The organism is Acinetobacter sp. YH18001, from assembly GCF_013416975.1.
GTDB lineage: Bacteria > Pseudomonadota > Gammaproteobacteria > Pseudomonadales > Moraxellaceae > Acinetobacter > Acinetobacter pseudolwoffii.
This window is the reverse complement of sequence record NZ_VPEU01000065.1, coordinates 1-8,331: the sequence shown is the minus strand read 5'-3', so window position 1 is coordinate 8,331 and position 8,331 is coordinate 1. Positions and strand designations below refer to the sequence as shown.

The following is an 8,331-nucleotide window of genomic DNA, read 5'->3' as shown; positions in this document are numbered from 1 at the left end:
TAAAGGCAAACGTGTTGCGGTAATCGGTGGGGGTAACTCAGGTGTAGAAGCTGCAATTGATCTTGCAGGGATTGTAGAGCATGTGACTTTGGTTGAGTTTGATAGCAAGCTTCGTGCGGATCAGGTATTGCAAGACAAATTAACAAGCTTGCCAAACACCACGGTAATTAAAAATGCCTTGTCGACTGAAGTGGTGGGTGACGGTTCACAAGTGACTGCACTGAAATACAAAGACCGTACGACTGACCAAGAGCACACTGTTGAATTGGCGGGGATCTTCGTACAGATTGGTTTGTTGCCGAATACCGATTTCTTAAAAGCAACAGCGGTTGAATTGTCAAATCGTGGTGAGATCCTGATTAACGAACGCAACGAAACCAATGTGAAAGGTGTATTTGCTGCGGGTGACTGTACTACTGTTCCGTATAAGCAGATCATCATTGCCACCGGTGAAGGCGCGAAAGCATCACTGTCTGCATTTGATTACATCATCCGCTCAGGTCAGTAATCCTTAACAAAACCCTAATAAAGCCCGCTTGAAGCGGGCTTTATTTTTCAATAACTACCGGTTTAAATTCAGTATATTTTATAAGCACTGCGTCCATTCATCTTCTTGCTAATCTTGTCATAAGCATGTCATTAATTTTGATTCTGTATAGATGGTCTGTAACTGTCGATAATCTCGTATTGCAAGCCTGCGAAAGCTCTCCTATGATAGGGTGACAAATCATCTTTCATGATCGAAGAATAAAAAAGGATAACATCCTGGGAGAAGAACAATGCACTACCAATATCAATGTGCCTGCTGCGAAAAAGTAGTGGAATCTACAGAAAAATCATGTCCAGATTGCGGTTCGCATCATATTCGCAGTCCTTTTGGCTTCTGGATTTTGTGTCTGGTGGCCTGTCTTGCTACAGCGATCGTATTTAAAGTGGTGCACGTCTATGTGCAATCACAACAACAAGAAGTTCCCGTACAACACTCTATACTCGATGTTTTACAAGAAGAAAATAAAGGCCTTCGTTAATTTTATTTAGCTCTGATTGAGAGACCTGTTCCGAAAAACAGGTCTTTTTTTATGGTGCTTTAATACCAATATCGCTATGCAGAAAAACAGCTTCATAGCTGCCAGATTTGATTTACAATAGCAATTCTTGGAATGGGAGATATGCAATGGTTCAGTTAATTAAAAAAGGTGGATTACGCGAGCGTGCCAACCGTAGCCTTAGCTATCAGGGTTCTGAAAATACCGAAACCAGCTTAAGACCCAACCGCTATCAAACAGCGATTAAAACACAAGAAAATTTAGTGTCTTCTTCACTTAAACCCACCGAATCCACTTTGGATGATCATCCAGTTAATTCATCAAAATAAGCGCGTCATACCATAACCATAACGCAAAGAGTAAAAATAGCCCGCCTGAAACGATATCAATATAACTCCCTGAACGCTGATACAGAGCTTTAATTTTCGGCTGTGAAATCAGCAACATGAGTAAAGCGAAAGTGATAAAAGTCTGCAAGGGAATAATCACCGCGAGTTGTGCTTTCAGATATTCCGAGGCTGATGAACTCAGTGCCAGTGAAAATACGCTGCTAAAATAGATCAGCGTTTTAGGATTAGAGAGGTTGGTCCATAGACCCAACATAAAGTAATTTTCGGGTTGTGCCAGTTCATTGGAATCATCTTCGGGCTGATGTTTATTCCTAAAACTGCGCACACCACCCTTGAGCATTGTCCAGCCCATTTTTGCCAGAAATATTCCACCGAGCAGCATCAAGACCTGCTGGACCCATGGAAATTGCTCGATTAAAACGGTAAATCCGGCCAGTGTCAGTACCACCCACACGATAATACCGGCCGAAATACCTGCAATAATTTTCAGGGCATTTTGGCGTGTGGTAGATGCAGCACTTTTGGCGATCAGTAGAATATCAGGGCCAGGACTTAGTTGAGCAACAAAATGTAGAAGGCAGATGGTAAAAAGCAGAGACATTAAAATAGCGTTAAATTATAAAAAATGATTATAACGTTTGTTCAAACTAATGAGAATATTCCAATAAAAAACCGAATCATCAGATTCGGTTTAAATACAACCTTTTGAACTTTGCAGATGGATATCTTATTTTGGATTGATATCTTTCATTTCAATTTTTTTCGCTTCAGGCTTCACTTCACGCGCTTCACCATCAATGATGGTTGAATCACCACGACCTGCTTGCTGGTTTTGCATATCCTGCATTTGACGCATCATCTCGGCAAAGGGGTTCTGGCCTTGCGCCCCCCCCATATCGCCCATCATGCCACCCATCATTTTTTCCATCATGGCCTGCTGACGTTTCATCATCGCCTTCATCATGGCAGCTTTAAATACCTGCTGCACGGCTGGAATCAGCATTAATACCGCCAGTACATCGCTAATTAAGCCAGGAAGAAGCAGGAAGAAGCCTGCTAAAATTTTAGGTAAATTTCCTGTTAATGCAGGATCTGCATTCATCTGCCCCATTTGCATTTGCTGCATCTGTGGCATCACACCGGCCGAATATTTACGGATCAGGTTCATACCAATAAAAAATGCAGCGACAAACCAGAAAAATACGTACCACATGCTCCCGACGAGGTCACCCACGCCAATCCAGACAAATACTTCTAGGATTAAGCCTGCAAGGATAATAAGAAATAATTTCATGAAAATTAATCTAATCTCAGTAAAATAAATAATAGGATGATGTAATCAACTGCTTCATCAGGATCAAGCTTTTTTGATACGCTTATGTAACAATATGGGCATTATTCTATTTTTAAAGTGCAGGCATGTCATTAATTATTGGGATTGACCCCGGTTCTCGTTTAACCGGTTACGGAATTATCGAAAAAGACGGCTCCAAACTGACTTTTGTCGATGCCGGTACGATCCGCACAGAAACCACGGAAATGCCTGAACGTTTAAAACGAATTTTTGCCGGTGTAGAGCGGATTGTAAAATTTTATGGCCCAACAGAAGCCGCGGTAGAACAGGTCTTTATGGCACAAAACCCGGACTCTGCCTTGAAACTGGGTCAGGCCCGTGGTGCTGCTGTTGCCGCGCTGGTCAATCTGGATTTAAAAGTTGCTGAATATACGGCGCGCCAGATCAAGCAGTCTGTAGTGGGTTATGGCGCTGCCGATAAAGAGCAGGTACAGATGATGGTGATGAATATTTTAAAACTCAGCATCAAACCGCAACAGGATGCCGCCGATGCACTGGCGGCTGCCATTTGTCATGCACATGCCTCAGGTAGTATGAGTAAAATGGCGGTACTCAATGCTTTGGGCGGCATGGCACGTGGCCGCAGTCGGGTCAGCAGCCGTCGTCGTTAATGTTTAGCGCCGTATTTTAAAGCCTTGAATACCTAAGTCGGATTGCAGATGCTCTGGAATAATTGCTTGTCCGATTGCAGAAGCAGGCCCTTTGCCAACTTCGTGCAATCATTTCCTGAAGCGGTGAATCTGCGCCAACAATAACAGCCTCAACTTCGCCACTACTTAAATTTTTCACCTAGCCTTTTAAATCGAGTGCCACAGCCTGCTCAGCAAACCAGTAGCGCTAACCCACACCTTGCACTTGGCCTGAAATTTTCAGCTTGATTGCAGACAGATTAGCCGCCTTCACGATTAACCACCTGATAAATTGCATGTTTCATGTCCTGCGCCTGCAAACCACGTTCGCCGTTTTTGGCCAGTTCATCCCCTGCCAGTGCATGCAGCGTCACAATTTCATGCAAATGAATCGATTGAGCAAATTGTGCCTTTAGACTGGCAATCATCCCGGCCAGCACATCCCCCATGCCGCCTGTTCCCATACCCGCATTCCCGGCAGTGCAAATATACAGCTGTTGTTCCAGAATCAGACTGCCTGAACCTTTTAGCACCCATTGCCCGCCATACTTCTGCCTTAAGGCATGAATCGCTTGAATCCGATCTGTTTCAATGTCCAAGGTTTTACAATCAAGTAAAGTTGCCGCTTCACTCGGATGCGGTGTAGTGTAAGTTTTAGAATTTAATTGTTGCGGCTGTTTGGCTAAAAACCACAATGCATCTGCATCTAAAACAATGTCTAAGTCTGAATTTTGAATGAGATTAAACCATGCCTGATATTGCTCTTTTGCCCATTGATCACGTCCCAAGCCCATACCAAAACAGACTGCATCGACCTGCTGAATTAAGGCTGTGCGCTGCTCTATGTTGAGAGCATTAATATCACGCAGCATAATATTCGGCGCACGAGACAAAATGGCGGTATGGTGTTTCGCATCACAGACAATGGTGACCTTACCTGCTCCGGCAGCAAATGCCGCTTCTGCTGCCATAATCACTGCTCCGCCCATTTCAGCATGCCCCCCCACCACCAGCACATGACCATAACTGCCTTTATGACCAAAGGCTTCACGTTTCGGTAATTTAATCTGCTGTGAGGAAAGTTTGGCAACTGGTTGCAGTTCGGCATCAACTGGAATGGCAGAAATCAGTTCAACCTTAGCGGCATATTCCTTAGCTTGTCCGGTAAACAGTCCTGCCTTTAAGCCCAAAACCGTATACGTAAAATCCGCTTTAACCGCAATAGGCAAAGGCTGACCGGTATTGGCATGCAGTCCACTCGGTATATCAACCGCGATTTTGAGACCTTTCTGGTCATTGATCAATTGGATGATGGATTGCCAGTTCGCATCCAGCTCACGATTTAAACCAATGCCAAATAAGGCATCGATATAAGCGTCATATTCATGCTTAAACTGAAAATGCGGCCCTACTTTCAATCCAGCATCCAGCGCTTCTTGCCAAGCTTTGGCCAAGTCCACTGATTGACCCTTTTCAGCCGCATAAATATCTACATCGAAACCGGCCTGTTTTAAATATTTTGCAATCAGATAACCATCACCAGCATTATTGCCCTGACCACAACACACCGCTATTTTCTGTATATTTTTTTCTTTAAATAGCACACTCAAACGCTGTGTGACTGACCAAGCCACCTGCTGCATCAAACCATAGGAACTATTTTGCTGCTGAAACCAACGCTGCTCCCATGCTTGAATACTTTGGCTATGATAAACAGGGCTATGGTAAACTTGTTGCTGCATTTTTTATTCCCTGTCTTTGGTTTATGACAATTCCCGATTCTTACGCACAAATTCAAGTCTATCAACAAGATCCAGCCGAGCTAAAAGCCTGGATTAAAGCGCAGGCGCTAGAATTGGGGTTTTCTGATTGTGTCATTGCCAAACCGGATGCTCAAGCAGAATTAGCGCGCTTACAGGAATATCTGGATCGTGGCTATCATGGCGACATGAAATTTCTGGAAGATAATCTGGAAAAACGTGCCAATCCTGCCTTACTTGTCCCCGGCACGCGCAGCATTATCTGCGTGCGTATGGATTATCTGGTCGAGACTCCAAAGCCACGTTACGTTCCGTATGCACCCAATTCCGCGATTATTGCGCGTTATGCCCGTGGTCGGGATTACCACAAGATCATGCGCGGTCGGCTCAAAACCTTGGCGACAAAAATCCGGAAAAAAGTTGGCGATTTTGAATCACGCCCTTTTGCCGATTCTGCGCCCATTTTTGAAAAATCACTGGCTGAAAGTGCTGGCATGGGCTGGACAGGTAAACATACCCTGCTGATTCATAAAAAGTCTGGTTCTTTCTTTGTGCTTGGAGAGCTATTTACTTCTCTGGACCTCCCTTTTGATGCGCCTGCCAGTAAACATTGTGGTTCCTGTACGGCCTGTATCGACATCTGTCCAACTCAGGCCATTGTCGAGCCCTATATGCTGGATGCACGGCGATGTATAGCTTACTTAACCATTGAATATAAAGGTATTATTCCAGAAGATTTGCGCCGCGGAATTGGTAACCGGGTTTTTGGTTGTGACGATTGCCAGCTAATTTGTCCTTGGAACAGTTTTGCCCAAATCACCCCGGTAGAAGATTTTCATCCACGACATGGTCTGGATCAGGTCAGCTTGCTAGATTTATGGCAATGGGATGAAACCACCTTTTTAAGTGCGACCGAAGGCAGTCCAATGCGCCGTACAGGTTATCAAAGCTTCATGCGCAATATCGCCATTGGTCTGGGCAATGCACCTTTTGATGAAAAGATTGTTTACGCTTTACAACATCAACGGGCATTACATGACGAAATTGTGCAGGTGCATATTGATTGGGCGATTCAGGAACAGTTGACCAAAACAGCATAAATTTTCAATTTATTACTTCGGCTCACTCGATCTCTTATAAGGCTTACACAATATTTGATCACTTTATGTCATAAAGAAAGAGATGAAAAAATGACGAGAGGGATTGAAGATGCAAGAGCAAGATAAAAAACAGCAACAGCACGAACAGCTAGATCAGCTTAAACAGCAGAAGCAACAACAGCAGCAGCCCCAACATGGGCCAATCGATTCTCCTAAGAACAATCAGCATGAGCAGGATGAACGAGTGCTGAACAAGCAGCATCGTGACGATCTGCAAAATCAGAATATTCATGGGGGTCATCGTGAATAAAAAATTTCAGGTATAATGACAAAGTCCACCCCGTGTGGGCTTTGTTTGTTATAGAAGGTCATATTTTGCTAGTGAGGCAGACACACATTTTTATTAAGATGAGGTGAATGATAAATAAGCACAAACAAGGACAGATATATGAACACGAGTAATGCAGTACGCAATGATTGGTCACGTGAAGAAATACAGGCACTGTATCAGCAGCCTTTAATGGATTTATTGTTTCAGGCGCAACAGGTTCATCGTGAGCACTTCAATGCCAATACAGTTCAGGTCAGCACCCTCCTCTCGATCAAAACAGGCAAATGCCCTGAAGACTGCAAATACTGTTCACAATCTGCGCATTATGATTCCAAGCTAGAAGCTGAAAAACGTATCGCGGTCGATAAAGTCATTCAGGAGGCTAAACAGGCACTGGCTTCTGGAAGCTCTCGTTTCTGTATGGGCGCTGCATGGCGTAACCCGCATGAGCGCGATATGCCTTATGTTCTGGAAATGGTGCAGGAAGTTAAAGCACTCGGTCTGGAAACCTGTATGACACTGGGCATGTTGAATGCATCCCAAGCAGAACGTTTGAAAGATGCCGGTCTGGATTACTACAACCACAATCTGGATACTTCTCGTGAATATTATTCACATATTATCAGTACCCGAAGCTTTGATGACCGTCTCGATACTTTGGATTATGTGCGTCAAGCCGGTTTAAAAGTATGTAGTGGCGGTATTGTCGGACTGGGCGAAAGCCGTAATGACCGGATTGGTTTATTATATGAACTTGCCACGCTGGTCATTCACCCTGAATCTGTCCCGATCAATATGCTGGTTCCAATTGAAGGCACACCAATGGCAGATGTAGAAAAACTGGATGTTATTGAATGGATTCGTACCATTGCAGTGGCGCGCCTCTTGATGCCAAAAAGCTACATCCGCCTCTCTGCGGGCCGTGAATCGTTAACCGATTCAGATCAGGCTCTGGCATTTATGGCCGGTGCCAATTCCATTTTCTCGGGTGAAAAACTTTTGACCACCCCAAATACTGCCCAAGGTCGTGACCAAAAGCTATTTGAGAAATTAGGTCTGGTTGCAGAGCAGCCTAAACCAAGTGTACGTGCATTGGCGACCGATGCGATGGCAGGCTAAGCAATATAGGAGTGAATTAAGTCGCTGAAAAGTTATGTGCAGTAATCAGTATGCCATAGCGGGCATTCAGATAATCTCCAACTCTGATTTGATCCATTCCATTGGCATGATGCACCACCAACTCCTGAGTGATTGCATCATAGCTAAAAGACTCATAACTGTCTTGATGCAGACTAAGCCAATGCAGCGTATCTGCCAGATTGCTGTCTACGATATAGGTATCTGCATGAAAATTTTTGCTCATATGCCCGATCATCAGCTTGGAATTTCACTCTAATTTTAACGGAAATTAGCCAAGTATAAGCATAAAAAAAGTGAGCCCTCGCTCACTTTTTTTTGTAAAACATCAGTCCTTATTGATCCCACACTTACGACACTCCCTGTGTTCCCCGATTTCCTGCATTTGCTCGTACTCATAGATATGCAAGCAAAATAATTTTCTTAATAGCTGAAGCATCTTGAAACTCCTGTTTAATCATTTTTTTAATACGCTTCTTAAGATATTCCTTCCTGAAACATCATGATTTCTGACTAAAAAATCATCTCTTATTTATTAGCATAATTTTCTCAGTTGTAAAATGCATTTCATCTACTTTTCATCTTATTTCCTGATATTTTTTTGAAGTGCATCACAGTCCATTC

The 8,331-nt window shown here is 43.7% G+C and carries 11 protein-coding genes; 7 read left to right on the top strand and 4 right to left on the bottom strand.

Annotation, left to right across the window (positions count from 1 at the left end):
• From FTV48_RS13480 to FTV48_RS13470, 3 genes are all read left to right on the top strand, one after another.
• Positions 1–508: FAD-dependent oxidoreductase (locus tag FTV48_RS13480; RefSeq protein WP_180000674.1), on the top strand; the 508-nt coding region annotated here is incomplete at its 5' end.
• Positions 509–779: 271 nt separating this feature from the next.
• Positions 780–1,028 carry a hypothetical protein gene (locus FTV48_RS13475; protein WP_005097376.1) on the top strand — a complete coding sequence of 83 codons (249 nt, stop codon included), beginning with the start codon at positions 780–782 and terminating at the stop codon, positions 1,026–1,028.
• A 146-nt stretch (positions 1,029–1,174) separates the two neighbouring features.
• Positions 1,175–1,375 (top strand): hypothetical protein, encoded by a 201-nt coding sequence (locus tag FTV48_RS13470; protein ID WP_005170312.1) that lies wholly within the window; start codon positions 1,175–1,177, stop codon positions 1,373–1,375.
• Here the strand turns inward: FTV48_RS13470 and FTV48_RS13465 are convergent.
• Both FTV48_RS13465 and FTV48_RS13460 read right to left on the bottom strand, forming a co-directional pair.
• Positions 1,359–1,997 (bottom strand): LysE family transporter, encoded by a 639-nt coding sequence (locus FTV48_RS13465; RefSeq protein WP_159138587.1) that lies wholly within the window; start codon positions 1,995–1,997, stop codon positions 1,359–1,361. The two genes, FTV48_RS13470 and FTV48_RS13465, sit on opposite strands and share 17 nt — an antisense overlap.
• 126 nt (positions 1,998–2,123) lie before the next feature.
• Positions 2,124–2,690, bottom strand: coding sequence for an FxsA family protein (locus FTV48_RS13460; RefSeq protein ID WP_005170309.1), 567 nt, complete (start codon positions 2,688–2,690; stop codon positions 2,124–2,126).
• A 125-nt stretch (positions 2,691–2,815) separates the two neighbouring features.
• Here FTV48_RS13460 and ruvC point away from each other — a divergent pair, with 125 nt between their 5' ends.
• A complete protein-coding gene (gene ruvC, locus FTV48_RS13455) occupies positions 2,816–3,361 on the top strand; it encodes a crossover junction endodeoxyribonuclease RuvC (protein ID WP_004278925.1) in 546 nt (181 codons plus the stop codon).
• A 278-nt stretch (positions 3,362–3,639) separates the two neighbouring features.
• On the opposite strand, the gene FTV48_RS13450 is transcribed toward ruvC, so the two are convergent.
• A complete protein-coding gene (locus FTV48_RS13450) occupies positions 3,640–5,121 on the bottom strand; it encodes an NAD(P)H-hydrate dehydratase (RefSeq protein WP_180000672.1) in 1,482 nt (493 codons plus the stop codon).
• Between the two features lie 23 nt (positions 5,122–5,144).
• Between FTV48_RS13450 and queG the strand changes: the two genes are divergently transcribed.
• From queG to bioB, 3 genes are all read left to right on the top strand, one after another.
• A complete protein-coding gene (gene queG / locus FTV48_RS13445; protein WP_180000670.1) occupies positions 5,145–6,239 on the top strand; it encodes a tRNA epoxyqueuosine(34) reductase QueG in 1,095 nt (364 codons plus the stop codon).
• Between the two features lie 109 nt (positions 6,240–6,348).
• Positions 6,349–6,549 carry a hypothetical protein gene (locus tag FTV48_RS13440; RefSeq protein WP_005097383.1) on the top strand — a complete coding sequence of 67 codons (201 nt, stop codon included), beginning with the start codon at positions 6,349–6,351 and terminating at the stop codon, positions 6,547–6,549.
• 138 nt (positions 6,550–6,687) lie between these two features.
• Complete coding sequence (gene bioB, locus FTV48_RS13435; RefSeq protein WP_074383276.1) at positions 6,688–7,689, top strand: biotin synthase BioB; 1,002 nt, start codon at positions 6,688–6,690, stop codon at positions 7,687–7,689.
• 16 nt (positions 7,690–7,705) lie between these two features.
• On the opposite strand, the gene FTV48_RS13430 is transcribed toward bioB, so the two are convergent.
• Positions 7,706–7,933 (bottom strand): hypothetical protein, encoded by a 228-nt coding sequence (locus tag FTV48_RS13430; RefSeq protein WP_074383544.1) that lies wholly within the window; start codon positions 7,931–7,933, stop codon positions 7,706–7,708.
• Between the last annotated feature and the right edge of the window lie 398 nt (positions 7,934–8,331).

Bases quoted from the DNA above. Each gene is read 5' to 3' on its own strand.
- FTV48_RS13475 (WP_005097376.1), top strand. From the start codon at position 780: ATGCACTACCAATATCAATGTGCCTGCTGCGAAAAAGTAGTGGAATCT.
- FTV48_RS13460 (WP_005170309.1), bottom strand. From the start codon at position 2,690: ATGAAATTATTTCTTATTATCCTTGCAGGCTTAATCCTAGAAGTATTT.
- bioB (WP_074383276.1), top strand. From the start codon at position 6,688: ATGAACACGAGTAATGCAGTACGCAATGATTGGTCACGTGAAGAAATA.
- FTV48_RS13465 (WP_159138587.1), bottom strand. From the start codon at position 1,997: ATGTCTCTGCTTTTTACCATCTGCCTTCTACATTTTGTTGCTCAACTA.
- FTV48_RS13430 (WP_074383544.1), bottom strand. From the start codon at position 7,933: ATGAGCAAAAATTTTCATGCAGATACCTATATCGTAGACAGCAATCTG.
- FTV48_RS13450 (WP_180000672.1), bottom strand. From the start codon at position 5,121: ATGCAGCAACAAGTTTACCATAGCCCTGTTTATCATAGCCAAAGTATT.
- queG (WP_180000670.1), top strand. From the start codon at position 5,145: ATGACAATTCCCGATTCTTACGCACAAATTCAAGTCTATCAACAAGAT.
- FTV48_RS13440 (WP_005097383.1), top strand. From the start codon at position 6,349: ATGCAAGAGCAAGATAAAAAACAGCAACAGCACGAACAGCTAGATCAG.
- ruvC (WP_004278925.1), top strand. From the start codon at position 2,816: ATGTCATTAATTATTGGGATTGACCCCGGTTCTCGTTTAACCGGTTAC.
- FTV48_RS13470 (WP_005170312.1), top strand. From the start codon at position 1,175: ATGGTTCAGTTAATTAAAAAAGGTGGATTACGCGAGCGTGCCAACCGT.